Here is a 22,243-nt window from a genome sequence, read left to right on the forward strand (position 1 = left end):
TGGTGAATTGATGATTCCGATTTTGAACGGTTTCAAATATCGACTTCACGCCAGACGCTGCCGCTGGGCGGTTCTGTTGGAATCTGGCAGGAATTCACGATGCAGAAGCGGTAGACACCCGCCACATCCGCCACTAACTTCAACCGCCGAACGAGCTGAATCGATACAACTCCGAACGGCCGAAGGGACAACGGCATGACAGACGGAGTCGACAGCACGAACGACGGCACGAACGGCGGGGCGGTGCGCCGCAGGACGGTGCTCACCACGGCGCTGGGGGCCGTGCCGGTGGCCATGGCGGGCGGGATCGGCGGTGCGGGACCGGCCGCGGCGGCACCGGCCGGGGACCGCGAGGCCGTCGAGGGCCTCACGGTCGAGCACCGCACCGACCCGCTCGGCGTGGACGCGCCCCGGCCGAGATTCGGCTGGCGCACCGCCTCCACCACCCGTGGCCGACGCCAGACGGCGTATCAGATCCTGGTGGCCGCCACGCCCGACCGCCTCACCACCGGCCGCGCGGACGTGTGGAACAGCGGCCGGGTCGCCTCCGCCGACTCGGTGGCCGTGCGCTACGCGGGGCCCGAGCTGCGCCCCTCGACCCGCTACCACTGGACCGTGCGGGTCTGGGACGAGAACGGCCGCGCGCTCCCGGCCGCCCCGACCGCCCGTTTCGAGACCGGTCTCCTCGGCACCGACGGCGTCACCGGATGGGACGGCGCCCGCTGGATCACCATGGCCGGCAAGACCCCGAACAGCCCCGGCGCGCCGCTCCTCCGACGACAGGCGGAGCTGACCGGACGCCGGGTGCGCGAGGCCCGCCTCTACGTGTCCGCGCTCGGCGTGTACGACGCCTACGTCAACGGCCGCCGGGTCGCGGTGCCGCACGGCACGTCATCGACGTACGAGCTGCTCACCCCCGGCTGGACGAACTATGACGCCCGCGTCAGCTATCTGACCTACGACGTCACGTCCCTCGTCGCGGGGGAGCGGCAGGTCACCCTCGCCGCCGTGCTGGGCAACGGCTGGTACAACAGCCGGGTCTCGGAGGCGAGTTCGTACTACTCGGCGGACGGCAACCGGCTCGCCCTCAAGGCCAAGCTGCTGATCCGGTACGCCGACGGCTCGACGCAGACCGTGGTGACCGCCCCCGGCACCGACTGGAAGGCCACGGACACCGGTCCCTGTCGCGCCGACGACATCTACGACGGGCAGACCTACGACGCCCGCAAGGAACTGCCCGGCTGGACGGGCAACGGCTTCGACACCGCCGGTTGGGCCGGGGTGGAGGAGCACGGCTTCGCCGCCGAGTTCCCCGACTCCCGGCTCGTGGCCTACCCGGGCGAGAGCGCCCGGCTGATCCCGGAGTGGGACCGCTCCCCGCAGTCGGTCACCGTGCACACCGGCGAGCACCGCAAGGCCGCCACCCTGCCCGTCACCCTCCACCCGGGCGAGACGGCGGTCATCGACCTCGGTCAGAACATGGTCGGCGTCCCGCGCTACTCGCTGCGCGGTCCCGAGGGTGCCCAAGTCGCCTTCAAGCCCGGCGAGATGCTCAACGACGACAGCGCGGGCGCCGACGGCCCGGTCGGCTCCGTCTACCGCGCCAACCTCCGCTCGGCCAAGGCCACCAGCACCTACATCCTGAAGGGTGCCCCGGAGGGCGAGACCCACCAGGACTCCCTGACCTTCTACGGCTTCCGCTATGTCTCCGTCACCACGACCGACACCGTGACCCTGACCGGCTTCACCGGCCGGGTCGCCACCTCCGCCCTCCGCGACATCGGTGCGGTCACCACGGACGACGCCGATGTCAACCAGCTGATCAGCAACGTCCGTTGGGGCCAGCGCGGCAACTACCTGTGGGTGCCCACCGACTGCCCCCAGCGCGACGAACGCCTCGGCTGGACCGGCGACACCCAGCTGTTCTCCAACACGGGCCTCTACAACGCCGACGCGGTGAATTTCCTCAGTCACTTCGAGGAGAGCCTCATCGACTCGCAGCGCATCTGCGGCCAGGACGGCGCCCAGTTCACCTGGGTCGCCCCCGGCAACCGCTACAACCAGCCGATACCGGCGAGCGGTTGGGCCGACTGCGGGGTCGTCGTGCCGTGGACCGTGTGGCAGATGTCCGGCGACCCGACCGTCATCGACCGCAGTTGGCCGGCGATGACCAAGTACCTGGACTGGATCCAGCGGCGCACCCGTGACACCTACGCCGGACAGGGCGCCGTCTTCGGCGACTGGCTGGCCTTCCAGAACACCGGCACCCAGCTGATCAGCGACGTCTACTACGGCTACAGCGCCCGCCTCATGGCCGACATGGCCCGCGCCACCGGCCGCACCGCCGAAGGCCGCGCCTACGACGACCTGTTCGCCCTCATCAAAAGGGCGTTCATCGCCAAGTACCTGAGCACCGAGAACGGCACGCTCACCGTCCGCTCCAGCCTCGGCGACCCGCCGCCCACCCCCGGCGACACCCCCACCAAGACCGAGGACAACACGCAGACCGCGCTGCTGTGGATCCTCAAACTCGGCTTCCACGACACCGAGGCCCAGCGCCGCCAACTGATCACCATGCTGGCGGAGAACATCGGCAACGACGCCGCCTACAAGGCCGCCCACCCCGACAGCACCCGGGTGCACTACCCCGAGAACACCCTCTCCGTCGGCTTCCTCGGCGTGAACGTGCTCGCACCCGTGCTGACCGACACCGGCCACGCCGACCTCGCGTACAAGCTGCTGCACCAGGACGCGATGCCGTCCTGGCTGTTCTCGGTGAAGAACGGCGCCACCACGGTCTGGGAGCGCTGGAACTCGTACTCGACGAAGGACGGCTTCGGGCCGGTCGAGATGAACTCGTTCAACCACTACTCCTACGGCGCGATCATGGAGTGGATGTACGAGAGCATGGCCGGCATCGCCAAGGACCCCGCCCACCCGGGTTTCCGCCACTTCTTCCTCAGGCCGCACCTCGACCCGACCGGCAGGATCACCCGGGTCAACGGCTCGCACCTGTCGCCGTACGGCGAGATCGTCAGCCAATGGTCGGTCCGGGGGCGGGAGTTGACCTATCGGGCCACGGTGCCCGCGAACAGCACCGCGACCCTGCGCATCCCCACCTCCGACCCGGACACCGTCCGCGAGGGCCGCACCCCGCTGTCCCGCGTCCGGGGTGTGCGGTACCTGGACTTCGCGGACGGCACCGCCTCCTACCGACTGCCCTCCGGGCGCTACGAGTTGGCCTCCGCGCTGGGCTGAGCGCCGACCAGCACCACCTCCAGGGTGCGCGGACCGTGCACCCCCTCGACCCGGTCCAGTTCGATGTCACTGGTCGCCGAAGGACCGGAGATCCACGTCAACGGGCGGACCGGGTCGAGGCGTTCGAGGGCCTGCGGCACCGACCCGACGACCTGGTCCGGGACCCGGACGACACAGATGTGGTGGTCGGGCACCAGCGTGATCCGGCGGCGGCCCTGGTCGGGGCCGCCGTCCAGCACGATCGTGCCGGTCTCGGCAACGGCGACCGCGCAGGCCGTGACCACGCTGTCGATCCGGTCCAGTTCGTGCGGGGTGCTCTCCAGTCGGTCGGGCACCTGCTCGGCGTCGACGTCCGCGAGCCACGCAGGGTCGAGCCCCGACGGCACGAGCACTGTCTGGGCGCCGCGCGCGGCCAGCATCCCCGCGAGCGTCACCGCGAGGTCGTCCGGGGAGCAACGGTTCACGATCGCACGGTAGTCGGCGAGGTTCTCGGCGAGGAGGTCGGTGGTCTCCTCGACGGAGCGATCGCCATGTTCACGCAGATACGTGCGCTCGATCGGCGTGTCCTCGCTCGGGGCGTCGGCCAGCGCGCGCCGCACCCGGCCCAGAATCCGTTCCCTGCTGCTCACTTGGCACCGCCCTGAGTCCGCTGCCACCAGTCACGGAACGGCTCCGCGGGCACGGGTGGCAGATCCCGTGTCTCGCTCCACGCCTTGCCGGGACCCGGCAGCGGCAGGCGGCGCGGGTGCAGCCGACGGGTGCGGGAGGCGAGACGCTGGCCCGCGCGCACCGCGCCGGGATGCGCGAACGCCCAGCGGGCCGCCCGCATCGCCGCCCGTTCGGCGGCATGCCCCTTGGCCGGCTTGAGGACCACCTTGTTGCCCTCGCGGGTCACCTCGCCGCCCTGCACGACCCGCTCCCGCAGATGCACCAGCACCTCGGGGATGTCGATGGCGACCGGGCACACCTCGTAGCAGGCACCGCACAGCGAGGACGCGTAGGGCAGGGAGGCGTCGATCTCGCTTGCCGTGCCCCGGAGTTGAGGGCTGAGGATGGCGCCGATCGGCCCGGGGTACACCGAGCCGTAGGCGTGGCCGCCGGCGCGTTCGTACACCGGGCAGACGTTCAGACAGGCCGAGCAGCGGATGCAGCGCAGGGCCTGGCGGCCGACCTCGTCGGCGAGGGTGTCGGTGCGGCCGTTGTCCAGGAGGACCAGGTGGAAGGTCTTCGGGCCGTCGCCGTCGGTGGTGCCGGTCCACGTCGACGTGTAGGGGTTCATGCGCTCGGCCGTCGAGGAGCGGGGGAGTGTCTGGAGGAAGACCTCCAGGTCCTGCCAGGTCGGCACGATCTTCTCGATGCCGACCACCGAGATCAGCGTCTCGGGCAGGGTCAGGCACATCCGTCCGTTGCCCTCGGACTCCACGACCACCAGCGTGCCGGTCTCGGCGACCATGAAGTTGGCGCCGGAGACACCGACCTTGGCGCGCAGGAACTTCTCGCGCAGGTGCAGGCGGGCGGCCTCGGCGAGTTCGGCGGGCGTGTCGGTCAGGCCCTCGGGGGCCGGGCGCCCCCACTCGCTCATCTCCTTCGCGAAGATGTCCCGGATCTCGCCCCGGTTGCGGTGGATGGCCGGGACGAGGATGTGCGAGGGCCGGTCCTTGCCCAACTGCACGATGAGCTCGGCGAGATCGGTCTCGTAGGCGTGGATGCCCGCCTCCTCCAGCGCCTCGTTGAGACCGATCTCCTGCGTGGCCATCGACTTGACCTTCACGACCTCCGACTCGCCTGTCGCCTTGACCAGTTCGGTGACGATCCGGTTGGCCTCGTCGGCGTCGGCGGCCCAGTGGACGATGCCGCCCGCCGCGGTCACCGACTCCTCCAACTGGACGAGGTAGTCGTCGAGATGACGCAGCGTGTGGTCCTTGATCCGTTTGCCCGCCTCGCGCAGCTCGGCCCAGTCGGAGACCTCGGCGACGGCCTTCTCGCGCTTGGCGCGGATGGTGTGCGTGGCGTGCCGCAGATTGCCGCGCAGGGTCGGGTTGTTGACGGCTTCGTGCGCGGCCTTCGGAAAGGCCGGCATTCCTACGAACGTGCCGCTCATGCCGCCGGTTCCTCCTCCGTGCTCGCCAGGATCTCCGCGATGTGCACCGGCCGCATGTTCACCTTGAGTCGGCTCATGGTGCCGCCGATGTGCATCAGACAGGAGTTGTCGGCCGCGCACAGCACCTCGGCACCGGTCGACTCGGCGTTGCGCACCTTGTCCGCACCCATCGCCGCCGAGACGTCGGAGTTCTTCAGGGAGAAGGTGCCGCCGAAACCGCAGCACTCCTCCGCCCCCGGCAGCTCCGCCAACTCCAGCCCCTTCACGGCCTGGAGCAGCCGCCGGGGCCGGTCGCCGAGCCCGAGGCCGCGCAGTCCGTGACAGGTCGGGTGGTAGGTCACCTTGTGCGGGTAGTAGGCGCCCACGTCCGTCACCCCCAGCACGTCCACCAGGAACTCGGTGAGCTCGTACGTCTTCGGCACCACGGGCGCCAACGCGGTCGCGAGTCCGTCCCCGCGCCCCTCCGCCCGCGCCCGCTCACCCAGCCGCGGATACAGCTCCCGCACCATCGCCCCGCACGAACCGGACGGCGTGACGATCGCCTCGTACTCCCCGAAGACATCGGAGAAATGCCGGGCCATCGGCTCCGTCTCATGCCGGTACCCGGTGTTGTAGTGCGCCTGCCCGCAGCAGGTCTGGGCCATCGGGAAGTCGACCTCGACGCCCAGCCTGGTCAGCAGTTTCACCACGGCGCGCCCGGTGTCCGGATAGAGCGTGTCGTTGACACAGGTCAGGAACAGGGCGACACGCATCGCGGCTCCTTGTGATCGATCATCGGATGAGTGCAGGGTAATGCGGACGCGCGTCCGAGGGGAGACCTCCGCTCACCTCGTGGCGAGCCGGGCCTGCGCCGCGCGCCACGGTGCCGTGTCACCCTGGGGCTCGTACCGGGTCAGCGGCTGGGTACGGGTGAGCAGTGCCCGCCCGTCCGCGAGGTCGCCGACCAGCCCGTGCGTCCGCGCCTGGACCAGCACGTTCCCGAGGGCCGCGGCCTCCGTCGGGCCCGCCACCACCGGCAGCCCGCAGGCGTCGGCGGTCAGCTGGCACAGCAGCGCGTTGCGGGTGCCGCCGCCGACGACGTGGACGACGTCGACGGGACGGTCGGCAAGCCGCCTGGCCTCCTCGATCGCCTTGCGGTGGGCGAGCGCCAGCGAGTCGAGGATGCAGCGCGTGATCTCGCCGGGCGTCCGAGGCACCGGCTGCCCCGAGGCACGGCACGCCTCGGCGATCCGCTCCGGCATCCGCCCCGGCGCGAGGAACACCGGGTCGGAGGCGTCCACCACCGACCGCAACGCCGGCGCCTTCGCCGCCTCCAGCAGCAGCGCCCCCAACTCCGGCTCGCCCCAGGCCCGTACGCACTCCTGGAGCAGCCACAGCCCCATGATGTTGCGCAGATACCGGACCGTACCGTCGAGCCCCAGCTCGTTGGTGAAGTTGGCGGCCCGGCTCTCCTCCGTCAGCACGGGCGCGTCGAGTTCGAGCCCCGCCAGCGACCAGGTGCCGGTGCAGATGTACCCGAACCGCTCACCGCCCGCGGCCGGGACGGCGGCCACCGCGGACGCGGTGTCGTGCGAACCGACCGCCGTCACCGGCACCGGCCCGCGCAGCCCCGTCTCCTCCAGCACCTCGGGCCGCAGCACCCCGGCAGGGTCACCGGGCTGCCGCAGCGGCGCGAACAGCCCGAGGTCGATCCCCAGCCGGGAGGCGATGTCGTACGACCAGTCGCGCGTCCGGGGGTCGATGAGCTGGGTCGTGGAGGCGTTGGTGAGTTCGGTGCCCTGCTCGCCGGTGAGCCAGTAGGTGAGCAGGTCGGGGATGAGCAACAGCCGCTCCGCGTCGGTGACTTGCTCGGCGACGAGCTGGTACAGCGTGTTGAAGGGCGCGTACTGGAGCCCGGTCGCGGCGTAGAGATCGGCTGCGGGCACGGTCGCCCACACCTTCTCCGCGACACCCTCGGTACGGGAGTCGCGGTAGTGCACCGGGTTGCCGAGCAGCGCCCCGTCGGCGTCCAGCAGGCCGTAGTCCACGGCCCAGCTGTCGATGCCGACGGAGTCGACCTGCCCAGCCGCCCTCAGCCCGTCCAACACCCCGGCGTACAGCGCGAGAACGTCCCACCGCAGCCCCTCCGGCACCCGCACCGGCCGGTTCACGAACCGGTGCGCCTCGGCCAGCTCCAGACTGTCGGGACCGACGCGGCCGACCATGACACGTCCACTGGACGCGCCGAGGTCGACCGCGGCGTACGACTTCACGAGCGCGCTCACCGCAGGAACGCGGCCGCGACGCCGGCGTCGACGGGGACATGCAGGCCGGTGGTGTGGGTCAACTCCCCACCGGTCAGCGCGAAAACGGCGTTGGCGACGTGCTCGGGCAGCACCTCGCGCTTGAGGATGGTCCGCTGCGCGTAGAACTCGCCCAGCTTCTCCTCCGCCACGCCGTACACGGCCGCCCGCTGCGCACCCCAGCCACCGGCGAAGATCCCGGAACCGCGCACCACGCCGTCCGGGTTGACCCCGTTGACGCGGATGCCGTGCTCACCCAACTCGGCGGCCAGCAGCCGCACTTGATGGGCCTGGTCGGCCTTGGTGGCGGAGTAGGCGATGTTGTTGGGCCCGGCGAACACGGCGTTCTTGGAGGCGATGTAGACGACGTCGCCGCCCAGTCGCTGCGCGATCATCACCCGGGCCGCCTCCCGGGAGACGAGGAAGGAGCCGCGGGCCATGATGTCGTGCTGGAGGTCCCAGTCCCTGGCCGAAGTCTCCAGCAGCGGCTTGGAGATGGAGATCCCGGCGTTGTTGACGACCAGATCGACCCCGCCGAAGGCGAGCACGGCCGCCTTGAAGGCATCGGTGATCTGCTCCTCGGAGGTCACGTCGACGCTCACGGCGACGGCCTTGTCGGGCCCACCGAGCTCTTCCGCGACGGTGGAGGCGTTCTCGGCATTGAGGTCGGCAACGACGACACACGCACCCTCGGCGACCAGCCGCTGCGCGATGGCCTTGCCGATCCCGCTGCCCGCCCCCGTCACCAGCGCGACCCGGGTCGCCAGCGGCTTGGCCTTCGGCATCCGCTGAAGCTTGGCCTCCTCCAGCGCCCAGTACTCGATCCGGAACTTCTCGGACTCCTCGATGGGCGCGTACGACGAAACGGCCTCGGCGCCCCGCATCACGTTGATGGCGTTGACGTAGAACTCCCCGGCCACCCGGGCGGTCTGCTTGTCCTTGCCGAACGAGAACATGCCCACGCCCGGGATCAGCACGATCGCCGGGTCCGCACCGCGCATCGCGGGGGAGTCGGGCAGCGCGTGCCGCTGGTAGTACGCGGCGTACTCCTCGCGGTAGGCGGCGTGCAGCTCCTTCAGCCGCGAGATGGCCTCCTCCAGCGGGGCGGCCGGCGGCAGGTCCAGGACGAGCGGGGCCACCTTGGTGCGCAGGAAGTGGTCCGGGCAGGAAGTACCGAGCGCGGCGAGCCGCGGGTGCTCGGCACGGGACAGGAACTCCAGCACCACGTCCGAGTCGTTGAAGTGCCCGACCTGGGGCCGGTCCTGCGAGGCGATGGCCCGTACATGGGGAGCGAGCGCGGCGGCCCGCTCCCGCCGCTCACTCTCGTCCAGCGCCTGATACCCCTCGATCACCGACCCGAAGGGCTCGGCCTTCCCGCGCTCCTCCAGGAACTTCTCGGCGGTACGGATGATGTGCAGCGAGTTCCGCTCGCACTCCTCGGCGGTGTCACCCCAGGCGGTGATCCCGTGCCCGCCGAGAACCACGCCGATGGCCTGCGGGTTGGCGGCTTTGATGGCGGCGATGTCCAGTCCCAGCTGGAACCCGGGCCGCCGCCACGGCACCCAGGCCACGGTGTCGCCGAAGCACTCCGCGGTCAGCTTCTCGCCGTCGGCGGCGCAGGCGAGCGCGATCCCGGAGTCCGGGTGCAGATGATCGACATGGGCGGCGTCGACCAGCCCGTGCATCGCGGTGTCGATGGAGGGAGCGGCCCCGCCCTTGCCGTGCAGGCAGTAGTCGAACGCGGCGACCATCTCGTCCTCGCGCTCGACACCCGGGTAGACATCGACCAGCGCCCGCAGCCGGTCCAGCCGCAACACGGCAAGCCCCGCCTCGGTCAGCGTCCCGAGATCCCCACCGGACCCCTTGACCCACATCAGCTCCACATCACCCCCGGTGACGGGATCACTGTCGATACCTTTCGCCGACGCGTTGCCACCGGCGTAGTTGGTGTTACGGGGGTCGGCACCGAGCCGATGGGAGCGGGAGATAAGGGCAGCAGCTTCGGGGTGTACAGCCATGATGTCCAGTTCCTTCTAAAGAGAGGGTGAGTTCATGCCCCAAGGGGCGCGGGGCTGTGTTGATTTGCGGCTACCGCCGCGCGGGCGCGACCAGCCACAACCGGCCCGCACCCCGCAACGAAACAGAACCGGCAGACGCTTACGCCCCCCACCCGGCCTGCTGCCCACCCACCCGCTCAGCCACGATCTTCTCGCCCCACCCGGACCGCTTGTACGCGGCGATGGGGTTCGCGTCGAGTCCCATCTCCTCGCGCACCTCCGCAAGCAACGGCCGCACATCCGTGTTGTACGCGTCCATGATCACGGCGTTCGCCTCAAGGACATCCCCCGAAGCCTGCGCAGCAGCCAGCGCACCCCGGTCAACCAGCAGCGCCTTCGCCGTGGCCTCCTGCACGTTCATCACCGACCGGATGATCGCCGGAATCTTCGCCTCGATGTTGTGGCACTGGTCGAGCATGAACGCGACCTCGGGCGTGAACCCACCCCCACGCACCACCTCGTACATGATCCGGAACAGCTGGAACGGATCGGCGGCCCCGACCATGAGGTCGTCGTCGGCGTAGAACCGCGAGTTGAAGTCGAACCCGCCGAGCTTCCCCTCCCGCAGCAGCGTCGCGACGATGAACTCGATGTTGGTCCCCGGCGCGTGGTGACCCGTGTCGACCACGACCTGCGCCTTCTCGCCGAGCTTGAGGCAGTGGGCGTACGCCGTCCCCCAGTCCGGCACGTCCGTCGTGTAGAAGGCCGGCTCGAAGAACTTGTACTCCAGCAGCATCCGCTGCCCGTCACCCAGCCGCTCGTACACCTCGGCGAGGCCCTCCGCGAGCCGGTCCTGCCGGGCCCGGATGTCGTCCTGCCCCGGATAGTTCGTGCCGTCCGCGAACCACAGCTTCAGGTCCTTCGACCCGGTCGCGTCCATGATGTCGACGCATTCCAGCAGGTGATCGACGGCCTTACGGCGCACCGCCGCATCCGGGTGGCAGATGCTGCCCAGCTTGTAGTCGTCGTCCTGGAAGGTGTTGGAGTTGATCGCGCCGAGCCGCACCCCGCGCTCCTCCGCGTGCTTCGCCAGCTCTGCGTATCCATCGGAGCCGTCCACCTTGTCCCACGGGATGTGCAGTGCCACGGTCGGCGCGACCCCGGTGAACGCGTGCACCTGCGCGGCGTCGTCGAGCTTCTCCCAGGGATCGCGCGGAACGCCCTGTTGCGCGAACACCTTGAAGCGCGTTCCCGAGTTCCCGTACGCCCACGACGGCGTCTCGACTGCCTGTGTCTTGAGCGCGGCCTTCACCGCGGCGAGCTCGGTCACTTGAGGGCTCCTGTGACGTCGGGTCCGAAGGGTTTCCGAACAGCTTCACTGTGAAACGATTCAAGACGGGAAAGTATGAGCCGCCCGATGGGGTGTCAAGCCCTGCGACCAAGGCTGTTGCCTGTGACCCGGCCGTGACCTATGAGTCTCGAAATTTTTTCGACACGAACCCATTGACGTGACTTGGGCGCCATGCCTAACGTCCCGGCAACCAAGTTGAAACCTTTCACGACGCCGTGAGGGCAGTCCCCGGGCGTTGTCGAGGAGCCCTCATGACCCACCCGTCCGACACGGGACCGGCCCCGGTGCTGGCGCTCAAGGACATCTCGAAGTCCTTCGGAGCCGTACGCGCCCTGCGGGACGTCTCCCTGGAGCTGTTCCCCGGCGAGGTCCACGCCCTCGCCGGCGAGAACGGCGCGGGCAAGTCGACTCTCATCAAGACCCTTGCCGGGGTGCACCGACCGGACGCCGGTCAGGTACTCCTCGACGGCGAGCCCGTCGTCTTCCACGGCCCCGGTGACGCCCGCGACGCCGGTATCGCCGTGATCTACCAGGAGCCCACGCTCTTCCCCGACCTGTCGATCGCCGAGAACATCTTCATGGGGCGTCAGCCCCGGAAAGCCCTCGGCCGGATCGACCACAAGGCCACCCACGCCGCCACCGCCGCCCTGATGCGGCGCCTCGGCGTCGAACTCGACCCCGACCGCCCCGCGCGCGGCCTGTCCATCGCCGACCAGCAGATCGTCGAGATCGCCAAGGCGCTCTCCTTCGAGGCCCGCGTCCTGATCATGGACGAGCCGACCGCCGCCCTCACCGGCAGCGAGGTCGCCCGCCTCTTCGGCGTCGTGCGCACCCTGCGCGAACAGGGCGCGGCCGTCCTGTTCATCTCCCACCGCCTGGAGGAGATCTTCCAGATCTGCGGGCGGGTCACCACCCTCCGAGACGGCGCCTGGATCGCCGGCGAGCCCCTCGACGGCATGACCGAGGACGACCTCGTGCGCCGCATGGTCGGCCGCGACCTCGACGAGTTGTACCCGAAGCAGGAGGTACGCCCCGGCGAGGTCGCCCTGACGGTGAACCGCCTGACCCGGGAGGGTGTCTTCACCGACGTCTCCTTCCAGGTGCGGCGCGGCGAGATCGTCGGCCTGGCCGGGCTCGTCGGGGCGGGCCGGACCGAGGTCGCCCGGGCGGTGTTCGGCATCGACCGCTGGGACGGGGGCGATGTCTCCGTGGACGGCAAGCCACTGATCAACGGCGCCCCCTCCGCCGCCATGGCCGCGGGCCTCGCCCTCGTCCCCGAGGACCGGCGCGCCCAGGGCCTGGTGATGGACATGTCCATCGAGCGCAACATCGGCCTGACCGGACTTCGTACGACCGTGAAGGCCGGCCTGATGGACCGCGGCGCCGAACGCAGCCGGTCCCTCGACTGGGCCGTCAAGCTCCAGGTCAAGTACGCCCGGATCGCCGACACGGTCAACACCCTGTCCGGCGGCAACCAGCAGAAGGTCGTCCTCGCCAAGTGGCTGGCCACCGGCCCCAAGGTGCTGATCGTCGACGAGCCGACCCGCGGCATCGACGTCGGCACCAAGGCCGAGGTGCACCGGCTGCTCAGCGAACTCGCCGCCGACGGCGTCGCCGTACTGATGATCTCCTCCGACCTGCCCGAGATCCTCGGCATGGCCGACCGCGTACTCGTGATGCACGAGGGCCGGCTCACCGCCGAGATCCCGCGCTCCGAAGCCACCGAGGAAACCGTGATGGCCGCAGCCACCGGGAGGGCCGCCGCATGAGGCCCACCACGACGTCCCCTGCCCTCCGGAGGGCCGCCGCATGACGGTCACCACCCCTGACAAGGCGCCCGTCGCCGAGGTGCCCAAGTCCAGCGGCACCCGGCTCGTCGACCGCGTCTTCAAGATGCGCGAACTCGCCATCCTGGTCGTCTTCCTGGTGATGATCGTCATCACCCAGGCCGGCAACAGCGAGTTCCTGTCCGAACAGGGCATCAAGGACCTGCTGCTCAACGCGACGATCCTGGTGCTGGTCGCCACCGGACAGTCCCTGGTCGTGATCACGCGGAACGTCGACCTGTCGGTCGGCTCGACGCTCGGCATCAGCGCCTTCGCGGCCGGTGTCCATCTCCAGGACGGCGGCAACGCCGGGGTGGCCGTGCTGCTCGCGGTGCTGCTGGGCGTCGGCTTCGGGTTGCTCAACGGCCTGCTGGTCAGCTTCGGCCAGGTACCGGCGCTCGTCGTCACCCTCGGCACGATGTACGTCATCCGAGGCGTCGACTCCATCTGGGTCGGCTCGCGACAGATCACCGCGGCGGGCCTCCCCGACGGGTTCATCGACTTCGGCTCCGGCGGCATCTCCGCCGTGCCGTATCTCGCGCTCATCGCGCTGGCCGTGCTGGTGGTCACCGCCTACTACCTGAAGCACTTCGGCAGCGGCCGCGAGCTCTACGCCCTCGGCTCCAACCCCGAGGCCGCGCGCCTCGCGGGCATCCCGGTCCGCAAGCGGATCCTGACGGCCTACACCTTCTGCGGGGCCCTCGCCGGACTCGCCGGCGCGATGTACCTGGCCCGCTTCGGCAACGTCGACTCCGGCACCGGCACCGGCTACGAGATGACCGTCGTCAGCGCGGTCGTGGTCGGCGGCGTCGTCTTCACCGGCGGCTCCGGCAGCGTCTACGGAGCGGCCCTCGGCGCCATGCTGCTGACCTCCGTCAACAGCATGCTGCCCGCGCTCGGCGTCAGCTCCGTGTGGGTGCTCGCCATCAACGGCATCCTGCTCATCCTGGCCATCGCGGTCGACCGGATCGTCGCGCTGCGCGTGGCCTCGGCCCTGAAGAAGACGGCCCTGAAGAAGAGGAACGCCCGCCATGCCTGAGTCTCTGACGCGAGCCGTCCGCTGGGACACGGTCGTCGGCGCCGTTCTGATCGTCGTGCTCCTGCTGTCCTTCGCAACGGTCGACGGTTTCGGAAACGCGCTCAACCTGTCGTTCCTGATCGGCAACACCCTTCCGATCGCCCTGGTCGCCCTTCCGATGACCCTTCTGGTCGTCTCGGGCGAGATCGATCTCTCCGTCGCCTCCACCGCCGGTCTCTCCGGCGCCGTGATGGGCTACCTGTGGAACCAGGGCATGACGATCGAGACGATCATTCCGATCTGCCTGCTGCTCGGCGTGGTCTGCGGCCTCGTCAACGGTCTGCTCGTCACCCGGCTCGGGCTGCCCTCCCTCGCCGTCACCATCGGCACCCTCGCCGCGTACCGGGGCATCGCGCAGATCGTGCTCGGCTCCGACTCGGTGACCGACTTCCCCACCCAGTACCTGGACTTCGCGGCCGGCCGGATCGGCGACACGTTCGTCCCGCAGGCTTTCGTGCCCTTCCTCGTGCTGCTCGTGATCGCCGTGATCGTTCTGCACGCCACGGCGTTCGGGCGGGCCACGTTCGCGATCGGCGCGAGCGAGGAGGCCGCGCGGTTCGCCGGCATCCGCGTCAAGCGGCAGAAGCTCGTCCTGTTCACGGTGACGGGCCTGATGGCCTCGCTCACCGGCATCTTCTGGGCGCTGCACTACGCGTCCGCTCGGTATGACAACGCGACGGGGCTTGAACTGTCCGTCATCGCGGCGGTGTTGCTCGGTGGCATCGACTTCGACGGGGGCAAGGGGACGCTCGGTGGGGCCATTGCCGGGGTGTTCCTGCTGGGGGCACTGCAGAACGTGATGAGCCTCCAGGACGTCTCGGCGCAGTCGCAGATCGTCGTCACGGGTGTGTTGCTGGTGCTGTCTGTGCTTGGGCCGCGAGTTGCCAAGCAGATTGCAGTGGCCAGGGCACGAAGGCTCACGTCGTAGGCCGTCTTGAGACTGCGGGCTCGTTGTGGTTGCTCGCGCCCGCGCGGCGGAGCCGCAAATGTCACTGTCCCGCGCCCCTCAGGTATCTCCACTCACCCTTCTTTCAAAGGAACCCTCGCCATGCCTAAGTCATCCCTCCGTCGTGCCTGCGCGGCCCTCGCCGCCGGAACCTCTCTCGCTCTCGCGCTCACCGCCTGTGGCGGCACCACCAAGAAGGACGTCGAGAACGAGGGGGCCTCCGCGGCCACCACCGCCAAGGCCGACCCGAACGCGGCCACCAAGAAGGGGCTGACCGTCGGCTTCCTGCCCAAGCAGGTCAACAACCCCTACTTCACCTCCGCCGACAAGGGCGGCGAGGCGGCCCTGAAGGAGCTGGGCTCCAGCTACAAGGAGGTCGGCCCCTCCAACGCCACCGACACCGCCGGCCAGGTGTCGTACGTCAATACGCTCACCCAGCAGCAGGTCGACGCGATGGCCATCTCCGCGCAGGATCCGGGCGCCCTGTGCACCGCGACCAAGCAGGCCATGAAGAACGACATCAAGGTCGTCACCTACGACTCCGACACCAAGCCGGAGTGCCGCAACGCCTTCGTCTCGCAGGCCTCCGCCGAGGACCTGGGCCGCACCGAGGTGCAGCTGCTCGCCGAACAGATCGGCTACAAGGGCGAGATCGCGATCCTGTCGGCCGCGCAGACCGCGACGAACCAGAACGTCTGGATCGACTTCATGAAGGAGGAGCTGAAGGACCCGAAGTACAAGGACATCAAGCTCGTCAAGGTGGCCTACGGCGACGACGACGCCCAGAAGTCCTTCCAGCAGACCCAGGGCCTGCTCCAGGAGTACCCGAACCTGAAGGGGATCATCTCCCCGACCACCGTCGGCATCAAGGCCGCCGCCCAGTACCTGTCGGGCTCCAAGTACAAGGGCAAGGTCAAGCTGACCGGCCTCGGCACCCCCAACGACATGCGCAAGTACGTCAAGAACGGCACCGTCGAGGGCTTCGAGCTGTGGGACCCGGCGAAGCTCGGCGACCTCGCCGCGCGCACCGCCGTCGCCCTGGCGTCCGGTCAGATCACCGGCAAGGAGGGCGAGACCTTCAAGGCCGGCGACACCACGTACACCATCGGCAAGGACGGCGTGATCAACCTCGGCAAGCCGACCGTGTTCGACGCCAAGAACATCGACCAGTTCAACTTCTAGGCCCTGGAGGGTCGTTGATGCAGCGCGTGTGCTTCCTTCTGAAGGTCCGTGCGGACCGCCTGGACGAGTACCGCGAGCGGCACGCCGCCGTGTGGCCGGAGATGCTGGACGCGCTCTCGGCCACCGGCTGGCACAACTACTCGCTGTTCCTCAGAGAGGACGGCCTGCTGGTCGGCTACTTGGAGACCGAGGACTTCGCCGCCGCCCGGGCCGGCATGGAGGCCACTGAGGTCAACGCCCGCTGGCAGCGGGAGATGGCGCCGTTCTTCGAGTCGCTGGACGGCGCCCGTCCCGACGAGGCCATGAAACCGCTCACCGAAGTGTTCCACCTCGCCTGATCTCCCCCTCAGGAGCCGCCTCCATGAAGAGACGTACCGTCCTCGCGTCGGCGATACTGGCCGCCGTGGCAACACCGGGCATCGCGCGGGCCGCCGATCCCGGCCCCTCAGTCACGCAGACGGGCAGCACCACGCTCGACAGCCAGGCCGTCTTCTTCGTCTCCTACGACGGCCTGGTCAACAACAACTCGTTCCAGAAGAACGGCCTGCTGACCTACAAGGGCCACCAGTACGCCGTCTGGTACACGGCCGACAGGAACGCCGTCGTCGGCCGCCGCGTCCTCGGCGGCAGCACCTGGTCCACGGTCCAGGTCGGCCACACCCTCAAGGCCGACGACTCCCACAACGTCGTCTCCATGGGCGTCTCCAGGACCGACGGCCGGCTCCACCTGAACATGGACTCCCACAGCGACGGCTTCACCTACGTCAAGTCGGTCGCCGGGCTCCTGGACAACCCGGCCGGACTGAGCTGGACGGCCGCCCGCTTCGGCGCTCCCCAGTCCACGCTGGACGGGCTAGCTCTCACGCCCCAGTTCACCTACCCGCAGTTCATCGCCACCCCCGAGGGCAAGCTCCAGCTCAGCTACCGTGTGGCGATCTCCGGAAACGGCCGCAACGCGCTCGCGGAGTACGACGGTTCGACCTGGACCGACCTCGGGGAGTGGTCGAGCTCCACCGGCACGTACACCAGCGAGCACGGCTCCTCGACGGCCCGCAACATGTACCTGCACGGCATCGACTACGACAGGAACGGCCGGCTGCACTCGTTCTTCACCTGGCGCGAGCAGAACGGCGCCGTGATGTGCTCCTCCGGCGGCCTCACCAACCACGACACCGGCTACGTCTACTCCGACGACCGCGGCCGCACCTGGCGCAACAACGCGGGCACCGTCGTCGGCACCACCGGCGGCAGCGACAAGGTCGCCGTCACCGACTCCGGCCTGGTGATCGACGCGCTGAACCCGGACCACTCCCTGATGAACCAGGAGAGCCAGTTCACCGACTCCGCCGGCCTGCCGCACGCGATCATCAGTTACGTCCCCGGCCGCTTCGGCCAGTGCACCACCAACTACGTCGCCGACCGCACCGCGAACGGCCGCGCCTTCCACGTCCGCAAGAACTCCGCGGGTGCCTGGCAGAAGACCGAGATCCCGGTCCCCCTCAACTCCAGTCAGCGCACCAAACTGGTCCTGGACAAGTACGACAACGCCTACGCGATCCTCCCGTACGGCCGGATCGCCGGCGCCTCCAAGGCGTCCGGCCACACCGACTGGATGCTCCTGTACGACGGCAGCGGCCTCAACGCCTTCGGCGAGGTCGTGATCGACGAGACGCGCGTCGCCCAGGACAACGTCCTGTCGGTGATGTACCAGGAGAAGTCCAGCGGTACGACGCCGTCGGCGCTCCATGTCGTCGACTTCGCGCTGCCCGCCTGACCGGGATCGCTTCGGGGCGGAGTGCCGGTAATGTGATGGCCTGCCCGCCGCCCCTCTTTCACCTGGAGGTTCCTGTCCGATGGCCCAGTCGGTGGGTATCAAGGACGTGGCCCGCGCCGCCGGAGTGTCGGTGGGCACGGTCTCCAACGTCATCAACCGCCCGGACTCCGTCGCGACCGAGACACGCGCGCGGGTGCTCTCCGCGATCGACCGGCTCGGCTACGTCCGCAGCGAGTCCGCCCGCCAGCTGCGCGCCGGACGCAGCCGGATCATGGGGCTGCTCGTCCTCGACATGGGCAACCCCTTCTTCGTCGACGTCGCGCGCGGCGCCGAGCGGGCCGCCCGCGACGCCGGGCTCGGCGTGATGGTCTGCAACAGCGCGGAGAGCCCGGCGGAGGAGGCCGAGTACCTCTCGCTCTTCGCCGAGCAGCGGGTCCGCGGCGTGCTGCTGACCCCGGCCGACGCGACCGGCCGCAACATCCAGAGCTTCCGGCGCCACGGCATCCCCTTCGTGCTCGTCGACCGGGTCGCCGAGGGCACCACGGAGTGCTCGGTCTCCGTCGACGACGTCGCCGGCGGCGCCCTGGCCGTACGGCATCTCATCGACGCCGGGCATCGCAATATCGCGTACGTCAGCGGTCCGCCCGGCTTCAACCAGGTCCGCGACCGCCGCACCGGCGCCCTGAGCGCCCTCGCCGAGGCAGGCCTGAGCCCCGACGTGCTGCGCGAGCTGCCGACCGAGCGCCTCGACGTCGCCGCGGGCCGGGACGCCGGCGCCCGTCTGCTCGGCCTCGCCGACCGCCCCACCGCCGTCTTCTGCGCCAACGACCTGCTCGCCCTCGGCGTCCTCCAGGCCATGTACGCGGCCGGGATCAACGTCCCCGACGACCTCGCCATCGTCGGCTACGACGACATCGAGTTCGCTGCCGCCGCGGCCGTCCCGCTCACCTCGGTCCGCCAGCCCGCCGTCACCATGGGCGCCCTGGCCGCCGAACTGCTGCTGGAGGAGACGGAGGCGGAGACCGCCCCCCGACGGCACGAGCACCGCCGGGTCGTGCTCCAGCCCGAACTGGTCGTACGCCGCTCCAGCCTGTCCGCCCGCTGATCCGCCGTTCAGTCCGATTTCATGATCCCAGGCATCGGATATCGGACGGGCATGTGCTGAACTGGGACGCGTCCGCACGTCCGTCCGTCCCGGGAGCCCCGTTGACCGCGACCTACCGCCAGCCCGGCGTCGTCCTCACCGACCACCACTTCACCGTGCCGCTCGACCACGACACCCCCGAGGGGGAGACGATCGAGCTCTACGCCCGTGAGGTGGTCGCCGGTGACAAGGCGCGGCAGGATCTGCCGTGGCTGGTCTACCTCCAGGGCGGCCCGGGCTTCGGCGCCAACCGTTTCGTCGGCAAGCCGGCCTGGCTCGGCCGCGCCCTGAAGGAGTACCGGGTCCTTCTCCTCGACCAGCGCGGCACCGGCCACTCCACGCCCGCCAACCGGCAGACGCTCCCGCTGCGCGGCGGCCCCGCCGAACAGGCCGACTACCTCGCGCACTTCCGCTCCGACTCGATCGTCCGCGACTGCGAGACCATCCGCCCGCAGCTCACCGGCGATGCCCCCTGGACCGTCCTCGGCCAGAGCTTCGGCGGCTTCTGCGCGGTCAACTACCTCTCGACCGCCCCCGAGGGCCTCAGCGCCGCCGTGATCACCGGCGGCCTGCCCTCCCTCGACGCCCACGCCGACGACATCTACCGGGCGGCCTACCCGCGCATCGAACGCAAGGTCGCCGCCCACTACGCCCGCTACCCGCAGGACGTCGAGCGCGCCCGCCGCATCGCCGAACACCTCCTCCACCACGACGTGGTCCTCCCCAACGGCTACCGCCTCACCGTCGAGGCCTTCCAGTCGCTCGGCATCGTCCTCGGCGGCGGCGAGGGCAGCCACCGCCTGCACTTCCTCCTGGAAGAGGCGTTCGTGCCCACCCCGCAGGGCCCGGCTCTCTCCGACGCCTTCCAGGAAGAGGTCCAGGGCCTCCTGTCGTACGCCGGACACCCGCTCTACGCGCTCGTCCACGAGGCGATCTACGGCCAGGACGACCGCCCCACCGCCTGGTCCGCGGAACGCGTCCGCGCCGAGTTCCCGCAGTTCGACGCGGCCAAGACGCTCACGGACGACGGACCGCTGCTGTTCACCGGCGAGTCGATCCACCCCTGGATGTTCGAGACGGACCCGGCCCTGCGCCCCCTGCGGGAGACCGCCGAACTCCTCGCCGCCCGCACCGACTGGAAGCCGCTCTACGACAGCGCCCGCCTCGCCGCCAACACGGTCCCGGTCGCCGCGGCGGTCTACCACGACGACATGTACGTCGACACGACGCACTCCCTCCAGACCGCCCGCGCCATCCGCGGCCTGCGCACCTGGGTCACCGACGAGTTCGAGCACGACGGCGTCCGGGCCGGCGGCCCGCGCGTCCTCGACCGGCTGCTCGCCCTCACCCGCGACGAGGTGTGACGTTACTGTTCAAGCATGATCGAGCCGACGACGACTCAACTCCAGCCCATGCCCGACGACTGGCAGCGTGCGCTCGCCGTGGTCGCCCACCCGGACGACCTCGAGTACGGCTGCTCGGCGGCGATCGCCGCCTGGACCGACACCGGTCGTGAGGTCGCCTACGTCCTGGCGAGCCGGGGCGAGGCGGGCATCGACACCCTGGAGCCGGCGAAGTGCGGCCCGCTGCGCGAGCGGGAGCAGCGGTCCAGTGCCGCGGTCGTCGGGGTGTCGGCCGTGGAGTTCCTGGACCACCGGGACGGCGTGATCGAGTACGGCACCGCGCTGCGGCGGGACATCGCCGCCGCGATCCGCCGGCATCGGCCGGAGCTGGTGATCACCCTCAACCACCGCGACACCTGGGGCGGTGTCGCCTGGAACACCCCCGACCATGTCGCGGTGGGCCGGGCCACGCTCGACGCGGCCGGCGACGCGGGCAACCGCTGGATCTTCCCGGAACTGGTGGAACAGGGCCTGGAGCCCTGGAACGGCGTCCGCTGGGTGGCCGTGGCCGGTTCGTCCTCGCCCACCCACGCGGTGGACGCGACGCCCGGTCTGGAGCGCGCGGTGCGCTCGCTCCTGGAACACCGCGCGTACATCGAGGCGTTGACGACGGAGGACCCGGAGACCTACGCCCGAGGTTTCCTCACCGGCGTGGCGGAGCAGACCGCGGAACGCTTCGGCGGGACACCCGCCGTGGCCTTCGAACTGTTCAGCAGATGACAGCAGTTGAGCAGCTGACGCTGTTCGGCGGATGACGATGACAACGGGGGAGAACATGACCGACACCGACGTCCTGGCCGACCGCTTCGAGGAGCACCGGCCGCAGCTCAAGGCGGTCGCCTACCGCATGCTCGGCTCGCTCGCCGAGGCCGAGGACGCCGTGCAGGAGGCCTGGCTGAAGCTCGGCCGGAGCGAGGCGGACGACATCCGCAACCTCGGCGGCTGGCTCACCACGGTCGTCGGCCGGGTCTGCCTCGACATGCTGCGCTCCCGCACCACGCGCCGCGAGGACCCGCTGGACGACACGTTCGTGCCCGACCCGGTGCTCACCCCGCTGGCACGGATCGACCCCGAGCAGGAGGTGCTCCAGGCGGACTCCGTCGGCCTCGCCCTGCTCGTGGTCCTGGAGACCCTGGAGCCCGCCGAACGGCTCGCGTTCGTGCTGCACGACATGTTCGCCGTGCCCTTCGACGACATCGCCGCGATCGTGGAGAAGAGTCCGGCCGCCACCCGGCAGCTCGCCAGCCGCGCCCGGCGCCGGGTCAAGGGCGCCACCCCGTCCGCCGAGCCCGACCTCGGCCGGCAGCGGAAGGTCGTCGAGGCCTTCATGAGCGCCGCCCGCGGCGGGGACTTCGAGGCCCTGCTCGCGGTCCTGGACCCGGATGTCGTGCTGCGGGCCGATTCCGGTGCGCTGGTCGGCGGGGCGGCGGTGTCCAAGCTGGTGCGCGGTGCCAAGCCGGTGGCCGAACAGGCCGTGCTCTTCCGGCAGTTCGCACAGTTCGCGGAGCTGGCGCTGGTCAACGGCGCGATCGGGGTGATCAACGCGCAGGAGGGGCAGCTGCTCTCGGTCATGGGCGTCACCGTCGTGGACGGCCGGATCACCGAACTGCACATCCTGGCCGACCCCGAGCGGCTCGCCCGCCTCGACGTGCCGGGCACGGAGGGCTGAGTCAGACGGCCACCAGCACCGCGCCGACCGGACGGTGCGGGCTCACCGCCCGTCCGTCCGGGAGGAGCTCACCGGTGTCGTCGAAGACGATGGTGCCGTTGCACAGCAGGCTCCAGCCCTGTTCGGGGTGGGCCGAGACGATCACCGCGGCGTGGTGGTCGGGGCTCTCGGCGGCGGGGCACGCGGGCTGGTGGCTGCACATGACGTCTCTCCTCGATGCGGTGTGGCTCCT

18 protein-coding genes are annotated in these 22,243 nt (G+C 70.0%); 11 read left to right on the plus strand and 7 right to left on the minus strand.

Annotated elements, in window-relative coordinates:
- Positions 1-195: 195 nt before the first annotated feature.
- Positions 196-3,258 (plus strand): alpha-L-rhamnosidase, encoded by a 3,063-nt coding sequence (locus tag CRP56_RS37110; protein WP_097271623.1) that lies wholly within the window; start codon positions 196-198, stop codon positions 3,256-3,258.
- Here the strand turns inward: CRP56_RS37110 and CRP56_RS37115 are convergent.
- From CRP56_RS37115 to rhaI, 6 genes are all read right to left on the minus strand, one after another.
- Positions 3,231-3,887 carry a LutC/YkgG family protein gene (locus CRP56_RS37115; RefSeq protein ID WP_097271624.1) on the minus strand — a complete coding sequence of 219 codons (657 nt, stop codon included), beginning with the start codon at positions 3,885-3,887 and terminating at the stop codon, positions 3,231-3,233. The two genes, CRP56_RS37110 and CRP56_RS37115, sit on opposite strands and share 28 nt — an antisense overlap.
- A complete protein-coding gene (locus CRP56_RS37120) occupies positions 3,884-5,359 on the minus strand; it encodes a LutB/LldF family L-lactate oxidation iron-sulfur protein (protein WP_097271627.1) in 1,476 nt (491 codons plus the stop codon). The genes CRP56_RS37115 and CRP56_RS37120 overlap by 4 nt, the downstream gene beginning before the upstream one ends.
- On the minus strand, positions 5,356-6,111 hold the full coding sequence (locus tag CRP56_RS37125) for a (Fe-S)-binding protein (protein ID WP_097271629.1): 756 nt from the start codon (positions 6,109-6,111) through the stop codon (positions 5,356-5,358). The genes CRP56_RS37120 and CRP56_RS37125 overlap by 4 nt, the downstream gene beginning before the upstream one ends.
- A 72-nt stretch (positions 6,112-6,183) precedes the next feature.
- Positions 6,184-7,611 (minus strand): rhamnulokinase, encoded by a 1,428-nt coding sequence (locus tag CRP56_RS37130; RefSeq protein WP_097271631.1) that lies wholly within the window; start codon positions 7,609-7,611, stop codon positions 6,184-6,186.
- An 8-nt stretch (positions 7,612-7,619) separates the two neighbouring features.
- Positions 7,620-9,659: a bifunctional aldolase/short-chain dehydrogenase gene (locus CRP56_RS37135; protein ID WP_097271633.1), complete on the minus strand. Its 2,040-nt coding sequence runs from the start codon at positions 9,657-9,659 to the stop codon at positions 7,620-7,622.
- 139 nt (positions 9,660-9,798) lie between these two features.
- The gene (rhaI, locus tag CRP56_RS37140; RefSeq protein ID WP_097271635.1) at positions 9,799-10,968 is read right to left on the minus strand and encodes an L-rhamnose isomerase; all 1,170 of its coding nucleotides are present in this window, start codon (positions 10,966-10,968) and stop codon (positions 9,799-9,801) included.
- A gap of 272 nt (positions 10,969-11,240) precedes the next feature.
- On the opposite strand from rhaI, the gene CRP56_RS37145 reads away from it, so the two are divergent.
- From CRP56_RS37145 to sigJ, 10 genes are all read left to right on the plus strand, one after another.
- Positions 11,241-12,758 carry a sugar ABC transporter ATP-binding protein gene (locus CRP56_RS37145; RefSeq protein WP_097271636.1) on the plus strand — a complete coding sequence of 506 codons (1,518 nt, stop codon included), beginning with the start codon at positions 11,241-11,243 and terminating at the stop codon, positions 12,756-12,758.
- A gap of 40 nt (positions 12,759-12,798) precedes the next feature.
- Complete coding sequence (locus CRP56_RS37150; protein ID WP_097271638.1) at positions 12,799-13,854, plus strand: ABC transporter permease; 1,056 nt, start codon at positions 12,799-12,801, stop codon at positions 13,852-13,854.
- The gene (locus CRP56_RS37155) at positions 13,847-14,821 is read left to right on the plus strand and encodes an ABC transporter permease (protein ID WP_097271640.1); all 975 of its coding nucleotides are present in this window, start codon (positions 13,847-13,849) and stop codon (positions 14,819-14,821) included. The genes CRP56_RS37150 and CRP56_RS37155 overlap by 8 nt, the downstream gene beginning before the upstream one ends.
- A gap of 120 nt (positions 14,822-14,941) precedes the next feature.
- Positions 14,942-16,021, plus strand: a complete 1,080-nt coding sequence (gene rhaS / locus CRP56_RS37160) for a rhamnose ABC transporter substrate-binding protein (protein WP_097271642.1) — start codon at positions 14,942-14,944, stop codon at positions 16,019-16,021.
- A gap of 17 nt (positions 16,022-16,038) precedes the next feature.
- Positions 16,039-16,359 carry an L-rhamnose mutarotase gene (locus CRP56_RS37165; RefSeq protein WP_097271644.1) on the plus strand — a complete coding sequence of 107 codons (321 nt, stop codon included), beginning with the start codon at positions 16,039-16,041 and terminating at the stop codon, positions 16,357-16,359.
- Between the two features lie 23 nt (positions 16,360-16,382).
- A complete protein-coding gene (locus CRP56_RS37170; RefSeq protein ID WP_097271646.1) occupies positions 16,383-17,795 on the plus strand; it encodes a BNR repeat-containing protein in 1,413 nt (470 codons plus the stop codon).
- A gap of 79 nt (positions 17,796-17,874) precedes the next feature.
- The gene (locus CRP56_RS37175) at positions 17,875-18,900 is read left to right on the plus strand and encodes a LacI family DNA-binding transcriptional regulator (RefSeq protein WP_097271648.1); all 1,026 of its coding nucleotides are present in this window, start codon (positions 17,875-17,877) and stop codon (positions 18,898-18,900) included.
- Between the two features lie 101 nt (positions 18,901-19,001).
- Positions 19,002-20,303 carry an alpha/beta fold hydrolase gene (locus tag CRP56_RS37180; RefSeq protein ID WP_097274818.1) on the plus strand — a complete coding sequence of 434 codons (1,302 nt, stop codon included), beginning with the start codon at positions 19,002-19,004 and terminating at the stop codon, positions 20,301-20,303.
- Positions 20,304-20,318: 15 nt separating this feature from the next.
- On the plus strand, positions 20,319-21,062 hold the full coding sequence (locus tag CRP56_RS37185) for a PIG-L deacetylase family protein (RefSeq protein ID WP_097271650.1): 744 nt from the start codon (positions 20,319-20,321) through the stop codon (positions 21,060-21,062).
- Between the two features lie 55 nt (positions 21,063-21,117).
- On the plus strand, positions 21,118-22,011 hold the full coding sequence (gene sigJ, locus CRP56_RS37190) for an RNA polymerase sigma factor SigJ (RefSeq protein WP_097274820.1): 894 nt from the start codon (positions 21,118-21,120) through the stop codon (positions 22,009-22,011).
- Position 22,012: 1 nt separating this feature from the next.
- Here the strand turns inward: sigJ and CRP56_RS37195 are convergent, their stop codons facing one another.
- Entirely contained in the window at positions 22,013-22,213 is a 201-nt protein-coding gene (locus CRP56_RS37195) for a DUF5999 family protein (protein ID WP_097271652.1), read from the minus strand.
- Positions 22,214-22,243: the final 30 nt, after the last annotated feature.

It is taken from the genome of Streptomyces sp. TLI_55, from assembly GCF_900206255.1.
GTDB classification, from domain to species: Bacteria; Actinomycetota; Actinomycetes; order Streptomycetales; family Streptomycetaceae; genus Streptomyces; species Streptomyces aquilus.

What these genes read in the sequence shown, in the direction of transcription:
- CRP56_RS37110 (WP_097271623.1), top strand. Translation starts at nt 196, where the DNA reads ATGACAGACGGAGTCGACAGCACGAACGACGGCACGAACGGCGGGGCG.
- CRP56_RS37120 (WP_097271627.1), bottom strand. Translation starts at nt 5,359, where the DNA reads ATGAGCGGCACGTTCGTAGGAATGCCGGCCTTTCCGAAGGCCGCGCAC.
- CRP56_RS37125 (WP_097271629.1), bottom strand. Translation starts at nt 6,111, where the DNA reads ATGCGTGTCGCCCTGTTCCTGACCTGTGTCAACGACACGCTCTATCCG.
- CRP56_RS37135 (WP_097271633.1), bottom strand. Translation starts at nt 9,659, where the DNA reads ATGGCTGTACACCCCGAAGCTGCTGCCCTTATCTCCCGCTCCCATCGG.
- CRP56_RS37145 (WP_097271636.1), top strand. Translation starts at nt 11,241, where the DNA reads ATGACCCACCCGTCCGACACGGGACCGGCCCCGGTGCTGGCGCTCAAG.
- CRP56_RS37150 (WP_097271638.1), top strand. Translation starts at nt 12,799, where the DNA reads ATGACGGTCACCACCCCTGACAAGGCGCCCGTCGCCGAGGTGCCCAAG.
- CRP56_RS37155 (WP_097271640.1), top strand. Translation starts at nt 13,847, where the DNA reads ATGCCTGAGTCTCTGACGCGAGCCGTCCGCTGGGACACGGTCGTCGGC.
- rhaS (WP_097271642.1), top strand. Translation starts at nt 14,942, where the DNA reads ATGCCTAAGTCATCCCTCCGTCGTGCCTGCGCGGCCCTCGCCGCCGGA.
- CRP56_RS37165 (WP_097271644.1), top strand. Translation starts at nt 16,039, where the DNA reads ATGCAGCGCGTGTGCTTCCTTCTGAAGGTCCGTGCGGACCGCCTGGAC.
- CRP56_RS37170 (WP_097271646.1), top strand. Translation starts at nt 16,383, where the DNA reads ATGAAGAGACGTACCGTCCTCGCGTCGGCGATACTGGCCGCCGTGGCA.
- CRP56_RS37175 (WP_097271648.1), top strand. Translation starts at nt 17,875, where the DNA reads ATGGCCCAGTCGGTGGGTATCAAGGACGTGGCCCGCGCCGCCGGAGTG.
- CRP56_RS37185 (WP_097271650.1), top strand. Translation starts at nt 20,319, where the DNA reads ATGATCGAGCCGACGACGACTCAACTCCAGCCCATGCCCGACGACTGG.
- sigJ (WP_097274820.1), top strand. Translation starts at nt 21,118, where the DNA reads ATGACCGACACCGACGTCCTGGCCGACCGCTTCGAGGAGCACCGGCCG.
- CRP56_RS37195 (WP_097271652.1), bottom strand. Translation starts at nt 22,213, where the DNA reads ATGTGCAGCCACCAGCCCGCGTGCCCCGCCGCCGAGAGCCCCGACCAC.